14 protein-coding genes are annotated in these 14,985 nt (G+C 59.4%); 3 read left to right on the top strand and 11 right to left on the bottom strand.

The genetic code is table 11. The features are described 5' to 3' along the window. Window positions 1-33: 33 nt before the first annotated feature. The 6 genes from P3T18_RS04110 to P3T18_RS04085 form a co-directional block, all read right to left on the bottom strand. On the bottom strand, window positions 34-1,020 hold the full coding sequence (locus tag P3T18_RS04110) for an acetamidase/formamidase family protein (protein ID WP_429298625.1): 987 nt from the start codon (window positions 1,018-1,020) through the stop codon (window positions 34-36). Between the two features lie 13 nt (window positions 1,021-1,033). Beyond that, window positions 1,034-1,741: an ABC transporter ATP-binding protein gene (locus tag P3T18_RS04105; RefSeq protein ID WP_429298624.1), complete on the bottom strand. Its 708-nt coding sequence runs from the start codon at window positions 1,739-1,741 to the stop codon at window positions 1,034-1,036. Beyond that, window positions 1,738-2,448, bottom strand: coding sequence for an ATP-binding cassette domain-containing protein (locus P3T18_RS04100; RefSeq protein WP_429298623.1), 711 nt, complete (start codon window positions 2,446-2,448; stop codon window positions 1,738-1,740). Before P3T18_RS04100 ends, P3T18_RS04105 begins: the two co-directional genes overlap by 4 nt. Then, window positions 2,445-3,512: a branched-chain amino acid ABC transporter permease gene (locus P3T18_RS04095; RefSeq protein ID WP_429298622.1), complete on the bottom strand. Its 1,068-nt coding sequence runs from the start codon at window positions 3,510-3,512 to the stop codon at window positions 2,445-2,447. Before P3T18_RS04095 ends, P3T18_RS04100 begins: the two co-directional genes overlap by 4 nt. A 12-nt stretch (window positions 3,513-3,524) precedes the next feature. Beyond that, window positions 3,525-4,394, bottom strand: a complete 870-nt coding sequence (locus tag P3T18_RS04090) for an ABC transporter permease subunit (RefSeq protein WP_429298621.1) — start codon at window positions 4,392-4,394, stop codon at window positions 3,525-3,527. A gap of 63 nt (window positions 4,395-4,457) precedes the next feature. Next, window positions 4,458-5,693 carry an urea ABC transporter substrate-binding protein gene (locus P3T18_RS04085; RefSeq protein WP_429298620.1) on the bottom strand — a complete coding sequence of 412 codons (1,236 nt, stop codon included), beginning with the start codon at window positions 5,691-5,693 and terminating at the stop codon, window positions 4,458-4,460. 382 nt (window positions 5,694-6,075) lie between these two features. Between P3T18_RS04085 and P3T18_RS04080 the strand changes: the two genes are divergently transcribed. Both P3T18_RS04080 and P3T18_RS04075 read left to right on the top strand, forming a co-directional pair. Beyond that, window positions 6,076-7,341: a phospholipase D-like domain-containing protein gene (locus P3T18_RS04080; RefSeq protein ID WP_429298619.1), complete on the top strand. Its 1,266-nt coding sequence runs from the start codon at window positions 6,076-6,078 to the stop codon at window positions 7,339-7,341. Between the two features lie 52 nt (window positions 7,342-7,393). After that, complete coding sequence (locus P3T18_RS04075; protein ID WP_429298618.1) at window positions 7,394-8,467, top strand: AI-2E family transporter; 1,074 nt, start codon at window positions 7,394-7,396, stop codon at window positions 8,465-8,467. 110 nt (window positions 8,468-8,577) lie between these two features. Here P3T18_RS04075 and P3T18_RS04070 read toward each other — a convergent pair whose 3' ends face one another. The 4 genes from P3T18_RS04070 to P3T18_RS04055 form a co-directional block, all read right to left on the bottom strand. Then, on the bottom strand, window positions 8,578-8,928 hold the full coding sequence (locus tag P3T18_RS04070) for a VOC family protein (protein ID WP_429298617.1): 351 nt from the start codon (window positions 8,926-8,928) through the stop codon (window positions 8,578-8,580). A gap of 284 nt (window positions 8,929-9,212) precedes the next feature. Then, window positions 9,213-10,724, bottom strand: coding sequence for an aldehyde dehydrogenase (locus tag P3T18_RS04065; protein ID WP_429298616.1), 1,512 nt, complete (start codon window positions 10,722-10,724; stop codon window positions 9,213-9,215). 18 nt (window positions 10,725-10,742) lie between these two features. Further along, on the bottom strand, window positions 10,743-12,143 hold the full coding sequence (locus tag P3T18_RS04060; RefSeq protein ID WP_429298615.1) for an MFS transporter: 1,401 nt from the start codon (window positions 12,141-12,143) through the stop codon (window positions 10,743-10,745). A 96-nt stretch (window positions 12,144-12,239) separates the two neighbouring features. Beyond that, entirely contained in the window at window positions 12,240-12,971 is a 732-nt protein-coding gene (locus P3T18_RS04055) for an enoyl-CoA hydratase/isomerase family protein (protein WP_429298614.1), read from the bottom strand. A 56-nt stretch (window positions 12,972-13,027) separates the two neighbouring features. Here P3T18_RS04055 and P3T18_RS04050 point away from each other — a divergent pair, with 56 nt between their 5' ends. After that, window positions 13,028-13,801, top strand: coding sequence for a GntR family transcriptional regulator (locus tag P3T18_RS04050; protein WP_429299036.1), 774 nt, complete (start codon window positions 13,028-13,030; stop codon window positions 13,799-13,801). Window positions 13,802-14,300: 499 nt separating this feature from the next. Here P3T18_RS04050 and P3T18_RS04045 read toward each other — a convergent pair whose 3' ends face one another. Further along, on the bottom strand, window positions 14,301-14,933 hold the full coding sequence (locus P3T18_RS04045) for an NAD(P)H-binding protein (protein WP_429298613.1): 633 nt from the start codon (window positions 14,931-14,933) through the stop codon (window positions 14,301-14,303). Window positions 14,934-14,985: the final 52 nt, after the last annotated feature.

The following is a 14,985-nucleotide window of genomic DNA, read 5'->3' as shown; positions in this document are numbered from 1 at the left end:
TGCTGGCGGCAAACCTTCCGCCAATCTGCAACCTTACTTGAGGTAGTGCTTGGCGACCATCGCGCCCACCGTGTATTTTGGATCGACAAAATTGCCGAGACGAACCTTGCCCACCTGACTCAGCATCATGTACGCATCCCACTTGTCGAAGCCGTACTCGGCGGCCATCCAGAGAACCAGTTCGCGATACGCGATGCGTGTCGCGTCCTCCAGCGGACGCGCGCTGCCGATGCTCATCAGCGCATCTTCATTCTCGAGTCGCGGCCAGTCGATCCGCCAGTTCTTGATGAGATCGACGCGTACGGTCGTCGTGCTCTGATACTCGACGGCCGTGCCGCATACTTCGCCGTCGCCCTGGCAGGCATGCGCGTCGCCAATGAACAGACGACCGCCCGGCGAGCGCACCGGCAGATACGTGATACTGCCCGGCCCCATGTCGGGCACATCCATGTTGCCGCCGTGGTTGTCGGGCGTGAGGGAATTGATCGAGTCGATTTCCGGCGAAAGACTCAGCGTGCCGATATGCGGCTTGTACGGCAAGGTATTGCGTTTGCTCCAGTACACATTCTCTTCGTCGATCTTTATCTTGCGCACGATTTCCGGCAACGGTTCGTTCAGCAGCGCGGTGTAATCGGTGCCCGTGAGTCCGCCGAAGTTCGGAATCATGCAGCAGAAACCGTGCGGGTCGTCTCCGCGCGGCGCCATCTTTTCGATGTACACCGCGACCACGTCGCCCTTTTCGGCGCCCTCTATCATGATCGGTCCGTTCTGCGGATTGAGAAACGGTACCTGAAGCACCTGCGAGGGCTTGTCGGTCTCTTCCTTGATCTTGCCTTCGAACGCATCGCGCGTTTCCACTACGACCCGATCGCCTGGCTTCACGTGCAACACCGGCTGCGAATAGGGGCCAATGGTGTAGTGATAGGTGTTCTGCAACTCTTCGGTCAGATGATGTTCGACCGGCTCACGGTCGGCGCCGACACCGCGCTTCATCATGATCGATTCTTCAAGCCATTTCATGTTCCGCTCTCCGTCACAGTGCCAGATACTGGCGAATCAATTTTTCGTCACCGAGTTGCGCGGGACTCAACGTGTCGACCACTCGCCCTTTGTCCATCACGCAGCAGCGGGTTGCAATGCGTTCGACCATGCCCATGTCCTGCTCGACGAGCACCACGCCGATGCCCGTCTCGCCTGCAATTTCCTGTAGCGTCTCGCCGATCAGATCGACAATCGACGGCTGAATGCCTTCGGATGGCTCGTCGAGCAGGAGCACCTTCGGCGCGCTGATGAGCGCACGCGCGATGGCCAGTTGCTGCTGTTCGCCGCCGCTCATGGTTCCCGCCTTCTGCGTGTAACGCTTCTTCAGAATAGGAAAGTAGTTGACGACCCGTTCGCGCATCTGCGCTGCCTGCTTGCGATTCGCCTGTGCGCCGACCTGAAGGTTCTCGGCCACCGTCAGCGCGCCGAATATCTCGCGGCCCTGCGGCACGTAGCCCATGCCCTTCTGCGCACGTGCGTACGGTTTCTCATGGCCGATGGCTTCGCCGCCGAGTCGGATTTCGCCCGCGTCGAGCTTGATCAGTCCGATGAGCGCGCGCATCAACGTCGTCTTGCCGACGCCGTTGCGGCCGATCAGCGCCAGCACCTCGCCGCGTCCAACGGCAATCGACACGCCGTTCAGCACGCGTCCGCCGCCGTATCCCGCTTCCACGCCCGATACTTCAAGCAGTGCGCTCATTTCCGTTTCCCCAGATAGACTTCCGCGACGTCATCGCGCGTGAGGATCTCGTCGAGCGGGCCGTCTGCGAGCAGGCTTCCGCCATGAAGCACCGTGACGCGCGACGCAATCTGCTTGACGAAAGTCATGTCGTGCTCGACCACCATCATCGTCAGACCGGCCGCCGAGAGACGCTTGATCAGTTCACCCGTCGCATGTGTTTCCTCGATCGACATGCCCGCCACCGGTTCATCGAGGAACAGCAGTTTCGGCCGCAAAGACACCGCCATTGCGATTTCGAGCCACTGTTTCTTGCCGTGCGACAGATTGCGCGCAAGCACATGCTCCTCGTTTTCCAGCATGAAGCGGTTCAGCAATTCGTCGAGACTTTGCGGACGGTCGTCTTTCGCGCGATGCAACGACAGTTGCAGATGCTGGCGCACGCTCAGGTCTGGAAATACGCCGGGAATCTGGAACTTGATACTCATTCCCATGCGAATGCGCTCATGCGGCAGCACATGGCTCATGTCCTGACCGAGAAACGTCACGCTGCCTTCGGAAGGACGATGCTCGCCGGTGATGAGCTTGAAAAACGTGCTCTTACCCGCGCCGTTCGGTCCGATCACACAACGGATTTCTCCTTCGCCGATGCTGAAATCGATGCCGTTGATCACGTGTGCGCCACCGAAATGTTTCTTGAGTCCGCGCGTTTCCAGCAGCGTCGTCATGACTTGCCCTCCTCTCTCTTCAGGCACGCTCCACGTTGGCGCGGGCTATCGCTTACACGTCCCGGCGCACGTTTCAGTTGCCGCATGACGAAGGGCAGCAGGCCTTCAGGCGCACCCAGCACGACGATCAGAAGAATCGCTCCGAGCAGGATCAACGCGTACTGGCTACCGTACACAGCGAGATTCTGCGAGAGCCAGACGAGCAGCGCGGTACCGAGAATGGTCCCGCCAATGCTCTTTCGGCCCGACGTCGCCACCCAGATCACTGGCATGGCGGCTGCGGTGAGGCCCATGGTCGACGGCGTGATGTAGGAACCCCAGATCGTGTACAGCGCGCCCGACAAGCCGCCGAGCGTGCATCCCAGCACGAACACCATCAGTTGATGACGTCGGATATCCACGCCCAGCATCTCCGCCCGCTGCGGGTTCTCGCGGATCGCGATTAGCGTGAGGCCGAAAGTGCCGTCGAGTAGCTTGCGCATGCCGGCATAGACCACAATCAGCAGAATCAGCACGAGGTAATAGAAGCTCGCGTTTTCCAGTGTGAGCGGGCCGCCCGGCCACGGGATCGTCAGCGGGGACATGCCGCCCATGCCGTTGTAGCCGTTCAACCGCGCCTCGCCAATCGTCCATTGCGGCCCCGCTGTCTGAGACATGAACGTTTCGAGCACGAGCGTGACCGACAGCGTGACGATGCCGATAAACACGCCCTTGATACGGCCGTAGAAAATCATGTAGCCGATCAGCACCGCGGCCGCGACGGTGACGAGCAGTCCCGCGCCGAGACCGAGCCACGAATCGAACCATGTGTCGGTGTAGTTCAGCGTGAAGATGCCGTAGCTATAACCCGAGAGTCCGAAAAAAGCGGTCTGTCCAAAAGACAGAATGCCGCCATATCCCCACATCGCGGCGAGCCCGACCGCGCCGAATGCCCATAGCAGGCAGTACGCGAGGTTGCCGCTGGTGGTTGCGTCGACGATAAGCGGCAAGCACAGCGCCACCAGCCACGGGGCCACCTGCAGCGCACGCGTCGCGGCGCGGCTCGAAGGCGTTTTCGTTTGCATGACGTCTGCCTCCTAGCGCAAGCGGGTGAAGAGATTGCCGAGACCCTGCGGCATCAATCGGATCACGACGATGACCGTCACCAGCAAGCCGATCTGACCGAACAACTGGCCATACGAAGCCGTGAGCGCCGTCTGGATGATGGCGAGCACACTGGCCGCAGGCATCGTTCCCGCAATCACGTTCGCACCGCCGACAACCACCGACACGAACGCCTGGACGATAAAGTTGCTGCCCATGGTCGGGACTGCTGTCATCGTCGGGGCATAGAGTGCGCCGGTCAGGCCTGCGAGCCCCGCGCCGAGGGCGAAGGTCAGCGTGTAGAGCCGGTCCGTGCGCAAGCCGAGGCACTGCGCCACATTGGCGTTCTGGATCGTTGCACGCGCACAGACGCCGTAATTCGTCTTGAAGAACAATAGATAGAGTGCGAACAGGATGGCCAGTGCGATGAGGGGCAGCACGGCGCGATAGGTCGAGAACGAATAGTCGCCCAGCGAGAACGAACCGAACGGCGTGCCGATGCCCTCGATAGACGGACCTGCGACCAGCAGCATAGTCTGCTGCACGATAAGACTGATCGCCCAGGTGGCGACGACCGAATCGAACAGACGATCATAAAGACGGCGTATCACGAGTCGCTCGATAATGACGCCCGCCAGCGCCGCCGCGAGCGCGCCGAGCAGCATTGCGAGCGGCAGCGGCACGCCACGTTTGGCCGTGATGATCGTGACGTACGCTCCGCACATGATGAATTCGCCGTGCGCCAGATTGATGACGCCCATCATGCCGAAGATCACGGCAAGGCCGAGCGCCGCGAGCACCAGATAAGCGAAATTATCGCCAAACTGATAGATGAGCGAATAGAGGACCGATAGAGTGGCCATGCATGCTCCAGGTTCAGAAGGCCGGCGCGCGCGTCGAGTACAGCACCCGCGCGCCGCTTCGGATCAGGACTTCTTGGGCAGATTCGACGGCGTGTACTGACGGTGATCCGGCTTGTTCGGCAGATCGCAGCCGACCTTGCCGAGCCAGTACGGTTGCACGTCGTCCCAGACCTTCGGAATCTCGACCGAGTGATCCTCCTTCACGTGCACCAGGAAGATGGTATGACTCGCGTGATGGCTCTTCGGATCGATACAGACCTTGCCCTGCTCGCCTACAGTGCAGATGTTGCCGCTCTCGAGCGCTTTACGTACCGCGTCCTGATTGGTCGATCCGGCCTTTTCGGCAGCGGCCTTGTAGAGATAGATAGCGTCATACGCATTCGCTGCTTCCTGATTGATGTACGGCTCATTCGGGAATTTGGCGTGGAAGCGCTTCTTGAAGTCGTTGCTCGCGGGCGTATCGACTTCTTCCACGTAATTCGCCGTCACGTACATGTCCTTGAGCGCAGGCGGTTTGAAGCGTTTGTGCTCATACGCCTGGCCGACGTTGACCGAACTCGCCATCGGCAGATTCAGATGCGCCGACGCCTGCTGCTCGTAGTACGACGCCTGATTCGCCCCGACCAGCAGCGTGACCACGAAATCGGGCTTGGCCTTCTGGATGTTCTGGATGGTCTGGCCGAACTGCGAGACGGACAGCGGAATAAATTCTTCGCCGGCCATCGTCCCGCCGTTTTCCTTGACGATGTTGCGCACCCATTCCGCCGAAATCTGCCCGAAGTTGTAGTCGGCGGCGATGGTGTATACCTTCTTCCCGTATTTCTGCATCATCCACGGAATGAGCGTCGAGAACTGCTGCTCGGGCACCGCGCCGGTCACGAAGGTGTTCGTGTCGCAAACGCCACCTTCGTACTGATTGTCGTACCAGTACAGTTGATGCGCACGGTCCATGATCGGGCGGATCGCTTCTCGCGAAGCGCTGGAGAACGCGCCGAAAATGACATCGGGCTTGTCGGTCTGAACGAGGCGCCGCGCGAGTTCCTGGAACTTGGTGTTATCCGACTGCGTGTCATAGGCGATCAGCTTCACCGGACGTCCGAGGATGCCGCCTTTCGCGTTGATCTCGTCGACCGCGAGTTCGGTCGCGTGGATCTTCGGAATCGTTGCCAGTGCGAAGTTTCCGGAAGCATCTTCCAGCAAGCCGATTTTCACGGGATCGGCGGCGCTCGATACGAGCGAGGTCAGTGCAAGTCCTGCGGTAAGGGCGAGACGCATCCAGCCCGACAGCTTCAGCAACATGCGGGTTCTCCAGAAATAAGCACAGGGAAGGGAAATTCCGGACAAAAAAAGCCCCCTGACGAACCGGTAGTTCGTCAGGGGGCTTCTGTGCCGTGTCCTCGGGCGGACGTCTTTGTCGGGCCTCGAGGAATGGACCCAGTCTAAAGCGCTGTATTTTTACTTGTCAACTGTGATCAAAAATACCCGGACGTACGAGGCGACCGTTGAACGTACGCATCCCGAGCAGCTGGATAGCCTCGTCTCGCATCTCCAGGTACGAGATTTGCGTCAATATCCGGCTCCGCGCTTAGTCGAACGTCCAGATGGCCTGCAAACCGTCCGCTCACCGACGACCGCAGGCAGCTGATTTAAATCTAACTATTCTCCAACTTTAAGGTGAGACGTGGCCTGGATCATCCTTGCAGCCATCCTCGTGGCGTATTGTCTGTTCGTCTTTGCGATTAACTTCAAAACGCCGGAAAAGACTGTTCGTCATCAGATTTCGCACTGCCACGCGATCTCCGATCCTCAGTTCGAGCTGGAAATGGATGCGATGCTCGGCCCGGATATGCAGGAGGGCAATGCCATTTCAGCCCTGCAGAACGGAGAAGAAATTTTCCCAGCCATGCTTGCCGCGATTCGAAGCGCCACGCGCAGCATCACGTTCGAGACTTATATTTACTGGTCCGGGAAGATTGGCCGGGAGTTTGCCGACGCACTCAGGGAACGGGCAACGGCCGGCGTTCCTGTTCACGTGATGCTCGACTGGGCGGGCAGCGCCAAAATGGACCCCGCATTACTGGATGAACTGAAACAGGCCGGCGTGGAAGTCGAACGCTATCACGCGCTGAACTGGTACACCGTTGCCAGACTCAACAATCGCACTCATCGAAAACTGTTGGTGGTGGATGGCAAGATCGGCTTCACCGGAGGTGTCGGGATTGCCGATCAGTGGAGCGGCCGCGCACAAGACCCGGAGCACTGGCGCGACATTCATTTTCAGGTGACTGGACCGGTGGTCGCGCAGATGCAAGCGGCCTTCATGGACAACTGGCTGAAGACCACCGGCCGCGTGCTGCACAGCGACCGCTATTACCCCATGCTGGCTGCGAAAGGCGCGCACAAGATGCACATGTTCGTCAGTTCACCGGCCGGTGGATCGGCCAGCATGTATCTGATGTACATGCTCGCCGTTGCGGCAGCGGAGGAATCGATCGATCTCCAGGCTGCCTACTTCATTCCCGACCAGTTGATGATCGACGCACTCGTGGCCGCGCGAAAACGCGGGGTAAAGATCCGGCTGCTCGTACCCGGACGTTATATCGATTCCCGCTTGGTGCGTATGGCGTCGAAGCGCCGTTGGGGTAGTCTGCTCGCAGAGGGCGTCGAAATCTATGAGTTCAGCCGTACGATGATGCATAACAAGATGCTGATTCTCGATCGCCTGATGGTTTCCGTCGGATCGACCAACTTCGATATGCGCTCGTTCAACCTGAACGACGAAGCCAGCCTGAACGTGTATTCGCCCACTTTCGGCGAGGAAATGACCCGCGTGATGGAGGACGATCTGAAACACGCCACCCGCTACACCTACGAACGCTGGAAGCGCCGCTCCCTCAAGGAAAAATTGGGGGAATTACTCGTCTTGCCGCTCGAATCGCAGCTCTGAAAATACTATCCTAACGCCAGGCACCCAACGACGACTCATCAACGAGAAGATCATGAACAGCAACGACTCCAACGAAGACATCCATCGCCGCTTTTTTCATCTGCTGCTGCTTGTCGTGACGGTCGCGCTATTCTGGATATTGCTGCCCTACTTCAGCGCGATTTTCTGGGGCGTCATGCTCGCGCTTCTGTTTCATCCGGTGCAACGGCGGCTGGTGGTAAGGCTTAGGAATCGCCGCAATCTCGCGACGCTGATTACGCTGCTCGCCGCCATCATCCTCGTGATCGTTCCATTGCTAGTGGTCACCATGAGTGTGATCAACGATATAGGCCTTGCATATGGTCAGATCCAGTCGGGCCAGATTAATCCCGCCGAAGCCTATGGGAAGCTGATAGCGACGGCGCCTCATTGGGCTCAGTCGATCATTTCGCGCTTCGGGTTGAACGATATATCGTCATTACAGCATCGCCTGACCGAGGGCGCCGCGCAGATCAGCAGCTTCGTGGGCGCACAAGCTCTCGCTATTGGCCAGCACACGCTTGAATTCGTGGTTGGCTTCGGCGTGATGTTGTTTCTGGTCTTCTTTCTGCTTCGCGACGGCCCATACATTAGCCGGCTTATCCGTCGTGCCCTTCCGCTCGACGAAGAACACAAGTCCCTGATGATCGCGAAATTCACCACGGTGGCTCGCGCAACGATCAAGGGCAACGTCGTCGTGGCGGCCGTTCAGGGCGCGCTCGGCGGCATTATTTTCGCTATCCTCGGCATTCAGGGCGCGCTTTTGTGGGGCGTGCTGATGGCATTTCTTTCTCTGCTGCCGGCCGTTGGCGCGGCCATTGTGTGGGGGCCGGCGGCGCTTTATCTGTTTGCCACGGGCAGCATCTGGAAAGGCGCCATCCTGGTGTTCTTCTGCGTCGTCGTGATTGGTCTCGTCGATAACTTTCTACGGCCCTTGCTCGTGGGCAAAGACACTCGTATGCCCGACTGGGTCATTCTGATTTCGACCTTAGGCGGAATGTCCCTGTTCGGGATCAATGGATTTGTTATCGGGCCATTGATTGCTGCGCTTTTTCTCTCAGGCTGGAGCCTGTTTGCTCAAGAAGAAGCGGCGGACCGGCGGACGTGAATTTGAGGTTGGTGGTTGGGGATCGTGAGCGGGTTGCTGGCGGTTTTATCGCAGGCAAATCTTCTAAGCGAGCGTCGATTTTTTTGGCGCGGGAAACCCGCGGACAACGCTCAGATGTGCGCAAGAACGTTGACCAGCTTGTCGAATGGGTCGCGAACGAAGAAGCGGCGGACGCCCCACGGTTCGTCGATAGGACCATATTCGACGGCAATACCCGCAGCCTTGAAGAGTTCATGTGCTGCGTCCACATCGTCCACTTCGATCGACAGGTCAGGAACGGGGGTGCCGGAGCCGCCTTCTGCGGCGAAGCTCACCTGAATCGTCATCTCGGTCTGAGAACCGTAGGTATGGATCCACCCATGGTCCATCAAAAGCTCGAGGCCGAGAATGTCCTGATAAAACGCCCGCGCCCGATTGAGATCGAGCGCCTTGAAGTTAGCAACGACGCGTTTAACTTGCACGTTCGACTCCTTCCAGCACGTCGCTACGACGCCCGCAGCGGATGGTAAGCGTGAAGGGCCGCTCACGGTCGATCTTTTCCCCGACACTGCCGCAGTCTAATTCATCGTTCCGTCAAAGCGAAGCATCTGATACCAACATGGCTTTGAGACATCAAAGTCGACAGTCAACGTAGCAGGATCCTTTGCGTCACCTGATCCTGTCCAATTGCATTTCCACGCTTGCAACGCAGCTTCGACCGGCGAGAACCGCTTCTCACCGGCCTGCCTTCAATGAATCGCACTGCCTAGTTCAAACGCTTCAATTCGCCATCGTCCGCATACCAGTCGACCGTCTTGCCGGTCGTGTTGATCGTCACGGCACGCGGTTCGCTGAACTGGTCGAACGACTCGATGCCGGTCTCGCGCCCGACGCCGCTGTTCTTGAAACCGCCCCACGGTGACGCCGGGTCCAGCCTGTGGTGATCGTTGACCCAGACCATGCCGAATTCGAGTTTGCCCGCGACCCGATGTGCACGCGCGACGTCCGGCGTCCAGATGGAAGCAGCGAGGCCAAACTGCGTATCGTTGGCGATCCGGATCGCGTCGGCTTCGTCCTCGAACGGCATGACAACCGTTACGGGTCCGAATACTTCATCCTGGCCGATCTCCGAATGCGGATTTGCGTCATAGATGACGGTAGGCTCGAGAAAGTAGCCCGACGTCAATTCCGGTGGCACGCGCCCACCTGTCAGCACTTTTGCACCCGCCTCCTGCGCGCGTTCGAGCATGGCGAGAATGCGCTGCCGCGAGCGTTCGGAGATCACCGGACCAAGCTGGGTCTTCGCATCGGTCGGATCGCCCACACGGATTTTCTCCGCTTTTGCGCGGAACCGTTCGAGGAACTCGGCATACATCGACTTCTGCACGAGGATACGCGCCCCGCACACACAGGTCTGTCCTGCGCCAATGAACGCGGCGAACGCTGCGCCGTTCACGGCACGCTCGATATCGAAATCGTCAAAGAGAATCACGGCTCCTTTGCCACCCAGTTCCAGCGTAGTCAGCGCAAAATTTCGCGCGGCCGCCTCGCCAATCGAACGACCCACTTCCGTGCCGCCCGTGAATACGACCTTTCGTATCAACGGATGCTGTGCGAGCGCCGCACCTGCCTCGCGCCCTTCCCCGTTCACCACGTTGATAACACCTTTGGGCACACCGGCATCCTGCAGCAGCTTAACGAGGCGCACTGTCGTGAGCGGCGTCTGTTCCGATGCCTTGATGACGACGCTGTTGCCGGTCGCGAGCGCGGGCGCGAGGCTCTTCGAGAGAATCATCAAGGGATGATTGAACGACGTCATCAGCGCGACTACGCCGAGCGGCACACGCTGCGTATAACAAAGGTAAGGTCCTTCGATCGGAATCACGTCGCTACGACGTGTGAGCGCGAGTGCCGCGAAATAACGATAGAACTGCGGCAGCCGTGAAATCTGCGCGCGCGTTTCGGAAATGGGACGGCCGTTGTTCAGCGTTTCGAGCTTATAAAACTGTTCGAGATCCGCTTCGAACAGATCGGCGAAACGGTTCAGAATACGTGCGCGTTGCTGGATCGACATGTCGCGCCACGCGCCGTTCTCGAATGCGCGATGGGCCGCCTGCACGGCGCGATCCACGTCGCCAGCCGAAGCTGACGCGAGTGCGCCGAGCACTTCACCCGTGGCGGGATTCAGAATATCGAGCGTGCGGCCCTCCTCGGCGTCCGTCCATTCGCCGTCGATCAGTAATTGTGCGTCGTAATGCTGCTGGTTGGTTGTGTCCATTGCGTGATTCCTGTCGGTTCATTTGAGAGACGAAGCGTGCGCGTCGGCATGAAGCGCGTCGCGCGTGAGTGTGTCTTCCGGCTGAAGGTCTTCGAGGCGCTGTCCAGTCGGCTCGACACCCAGCCATGCAACGACGACGATCTGCACGGCGAGCAAGCCGATCATCATCGCCAGTACGCCGACGATGCCGTACTGCGCGAACAGCGACACCACGATGAATGGCGTCACGATGGTGGCCCCACGTCCGAGCGTGTTGCAGACACCGGACGCGCGTAGCCGGACTTCAGTTGGGAATAGTTCAGGCACGTAGACGGCGAAGAGCAGCGCAACCAGCACGTAGATTGGAATGGTCAGCAGCAGTCCGACGATAGGCAGAATCACCGGGCTCGTGATGAACGGATACATCGCGCCGAACAGGATCGCGGCCAGCGACGAGCCGATGATGGTCGGCTTGCGACCCCACGCATCGGCGGTGAGAGCACCGATCGCCGAACCGATAGGTGCGCCGAGCGACATCACGAGCGCAAAGCCGAACGACTTTGCGATGCTGAAACCCTGATGCACGAAGAAGGTGGGCAACCAGGTGACGAAGCCATACAACAGCGTGTTGATGACAATGAGCGTCACACAGCCGACGATCATCCGTTGCAGCATCGTGCCGCTGAATAGCGAGCCGAACGACAGCACGCGTGGTCCGCTCGCGCCCGTTTTCACGGGAACGAAAGGCGGCAATGCCTCGCCGCCTCGCGCGGCCGTGACTTCGGTTTCGATACGGCGCAAGATCGCGTCGGCTTCATCGTGCCGCCCGACGGAGTCGAGCCAGCGTGGCGATTCGGGCAACGATTTGCGCGCATACCAGACGCCCAGTGCGCCGATTCCACCCAGCACGAACATCGCGCGCCAGCCGAACGAGGGAATCAGCAGCAATCCGATCAGGCCGGCAACTGGCAATCCCGACACCACGAACACCGCCATCAACCCCTGCAACTTGCCGCGCTTTTGCGGGGGCACGAATTCGGTGAGCGTCGAGTAGCCGACGACATTTTCAGCGCCAAGTCCAAATCCCATCACGAAGCGGCACGCAATCAGCACACCCATGTTCGGCGCAAGAGCCGCGCACAGCGAGGCCAGGCCAAACACGGCGAGATTTGCCTGATAGGTAAAGCGCCGTCCGAAACGATCGCCGAGAAAGCCGGTAGCGAGCGAGCCGAGCATCATGCCGAGAAATGTCAGCGACACGAAAAGCGCGTTCTGTCCAAGCGTGGAAAAGCCGGATTTCAGGGTCGCGCCCAGCACAGTCGAGGCGACGTAGATATCGAAACCATCGAAAAACATGCCAATGCCGATCAACCACATGATGCGCCGGTGAAATCCCGACATCGGCAAACGGTCGAGCCTGGGCCCTGCGTTGACGTTCATGTCTGTCTCCTGTCGACGTGACGGTGCGCGGCGGTTCAACGCCCGCGTCGTCATCCGTACGTCGTGTTGTATCGAGCTAACGGAGCACGTTTGCGCTCAGCGGGACTGCATCAACCGCAAGGCGTTGACGGTCAGCATGTCGGTTGCGGCACGGAAGTTCTGTTCGACGCTGCCTTCCTGCGCCGCGAGGAAGAACGCCTTGCACTGTCTGGCGCCCATTTCGTCGAGCGACAGAATGCGCGCAGCGAGTGCGTCGGCTTCGGCCGGCAGACTCTCGGGCTCACATACGCGCGTAACGAGTCCCGCCTGCAGCGCGGCTGCAGGCGTAATGGTGTCGCCGAACAGGACCATTGGAAACACGGCCTTGGGCAACGCATAGCCCCCGAGGTACGCCATGATTGCGCCTGGTGGCAAGCCCGCCTTCATCTCCGGGAACGCGAGCCGCGCCGACGACGCGACGAGTGTCAGGTCACAAAGAATCGCCAGGCCGAAACCAAAGCCGAACGCATCGCCCTGCACTTCGGCAATCGAGATCAACGACGTGTCGCGCACGAGTCGTTTCAGTTCGATCAGTCGCGCGACTTCGGCGCGAATGGACACGGCGTCGCGGCCGGCTCGCTCGCGGCCGGTGCAGAACACATCACCATTTGCGCGGATGCGCAACACGCGAGCCTTCGGCTGCACGGCTTCGCTGCGCAAGGCGTCCGACATCGCGTCGAACATCGCGCCGGAGACTTCGTTACCGGCGTCTGGCCGGTTCAGCGTGAAGGTGAGTACGTCGCCGGTATGTTCGAGCAAAACGGGGGCCTGCAATGGACTACGATCCATGTCACCTCCTGTTGTATAATCTGTATACAGAGTATTCACAGAATTTCGAGGTGTCAATGCCCGCCGCAAAAACTGCTTCTCCAAAGTCCACGACAGCCGCCACCCGACAGGCACCTAGCCTCGAATCCATTGCCACGCGTTATCACGCGCGGCTGCGTACGACGGACACCACAGGCGACTCGTTGAGCGACGGCGTCGTCGTACCGGCGCTGCGCGAGGCGATCGTGGAAGGCGTGCTCGCTCCGGGCAGCCGTCTGTCCGAGGTGCAGGTCGCGAAGCAGTTGAACGTCAGCCGCACGCCCATGCGCGAGGCGTTTGCGCAACTCGAACGCGAGGGGCTGGTGACAATCTTGCCGCGCGTAGGTGCCTACGTGCGGTCAGTGACGCTGCGCGACGTGGAGGAGATCTATACGGTGCGGGCCGCGCTTGAATCTCTGGCGGTCCAGCTCGCGTCCGAGCGCATGACTGCGCTCGGCGCGGCACAGCTGGACGATGTCATCGAGGCGATGCGCACGAGCGTCGAGGCGAACGATGCGGCGGCTTATGTCGACGCGTTGGACCGCTACTACACGATCGTTATGACGATCGCCGATAACCGCACCTTGCAGCAAAACCATGCGTCGCTGATCGGTCCCGTGCGTCGGTTGCGACGTATCGCGATGGCGAGAGGCGGCCGCATGCGCGCGTCGTTTGAACAGGCGGTGCGAATTCGCGATGCCATCGTCAATGGCACGGGAGACGTGCAGGATCTGATGCGCGAACAGCTGCGAGGCGCATGTGTTGCCGCGCTCGATGTACTTGAAAATGCCGCGAACAAGTCTGCGCCGTAGTCACGTTCGGACAAAAGGCCTGCGGCCAGGCTGCGCGCCATTGAATCTGACGGACTGGTCGGAACGGGATTTCGTTCACGTCGACATCGGCGGGCTGGTCGATCGCAATTGCAACGGCACGCGCAAAGGAACCAGCCGAGATGGCATCGGACCGGTGAACGCTAACGCATCCGCTCTGTGAAGGCTTATGAAGAGCGTTACCGAACCGGAACATCGCTCAAGGTATGCGCGACGGCGAGTTTCCCTACCCAATCAATATCAGGCAACTCGCTCGTCTTGACTCTACTAAACGGCACTGCATGTGCTTCGTTCCCGGACTCAGTAGCACTAACATGTTTGGCGGACGCCAACGCAGTTGCCAGGAGAACGTAAGGCAAAATGGCGGATCGCAAACCCGTGTTCAACTGACCGCACACCAAAGAATTTAGCGCGTCGTGACAGAGATTATCAGTGAGTATGCGACGATCAACGAACTACGGTATTGTTAGCGAATCCGACCTCAGTTCATCTCTTGAGAATTGATTAAACGACACCCAGTGTTCGCAACGACGACTGCATCGAGCAATGCGGCGGCAATCGCCTCTGCTGGATTGACGCGAAACTGCTCCGGCAGGACTGGAGCCAGGAATCGCAGCAGCATCAGCGCTGCATGTTCCGCACCTCTCACTTCATTGCGCGAGCCGTCGATCAGACTGGGTCTGCAGATCGTGAGAGATCGAAATCCGATCTCGCGGACCGCCTTTTCCACCTCGCCCTTCGTCCTGTAGTAGAAACTTCTGGAACCGGAAGAAGCACCTTTGGCCGTGACAATCGCATACGTCTGCACGCCGGCGGCATACGCCGCTCTGCCCAGCGCAAGAGGCAAGTCGTAGTCAACGTGACGAAACGCTTCCTTCGAACCCGCTGCTTTCCTTGTCGTTCCGAGGGCGCAGATAACGGCATCCGGCTTGTGCGACATCAAAGCCGGAACAAGCGCCTGGATGTCAGCCCCGACCAGGTTCACCAGTTTTTCGCTTGTGGGCAGTGGTTTCCGTGTCGGAGCAATGACGTTGGAAATGATATCGCTGGAGAGCGCAAGCTCCAATGTCTTGCGCCCCACCAACCCCGTAGCGCCTAGTAATAGCAGTTTCACTCGTAGCCCGACTTTTCAAACCAGCATGTACGCACGAAAGTCCGATTCGACC

The sequence above is a fragment of the Paraburkholderia sp. GAS199 genome (assembly GCF_050436585.1).
Taxonomy (GTDB): domain Bacteria; phylum Pseudomonadota; class Gammaproteobacteria; order Burkholderiales; family Burkholderiaceae; genus Paraburkholderia.
Note: the sequence above shows the minus strand (reverse complement) of the source record. Positions and strands in the feature narration are given on the sequence as shown.